Here is a 534-nt window from a genome sequence, read left to right as displayed (position 1 = left end):
TTTGAGCAAATAGCTAAACAAGGCTTTGTGAAAGTAAGAACCGATGGTGAAATTAAAGACATCACCAAAGGCATGAAACTAGACCGTTACAAAACGCATGACATTGAAATAGTTATTGACCGATTGGTTGTAAACAACACACCTGACAACGATAAACGCCTTACCGAAACCATAAACACCGCCATGTATCATGGCGAAGATGTGCTAATGGTTATTGACCAAGACACACAAAAAGCACGTTATTTTAGTCGTAATCTAATGTGCCCAAGCTCTGGTATTTCATACCCAAACCCTGAACCCAATAATTTTTCATTTAACTCACCAAAAGGTGCTTGCCCAAACTGTAATGGTATTGGCGAACTTTACAAAGTAAACCCTAGCAAAATTGTACCAGATAATACACTTTCAATTAAAAATGGCGCATTAGCACCCCATGGCCCTGAAAAGAAAAGTTGGATTTTTAAACAATTTGAAACCATTGCTCAACGCTTTGATTTTAAATTAACTGATGCATACAAAGACATTCCTGAAGAA

At 37.3% G+C, this 534-nt stretch carries 1 pseudogene; it reads left to right on the top strand.

From position 1 onward, the window contains the following. Positions 1–534 (top strand): annotated as a pseudogene (locus FUA24_RS17235) (excinuclease ABC subunit UvrA); the annotation flags it as partial.

It is taken from the genome of Seonamhaeicola marinus (assembly GCF_008085455.1).
The sequence above is the reverse complement of the archived record's forward strand: the minus strand, read 5'-3'. Positions and strand labels throughout refer to the sequence as shown.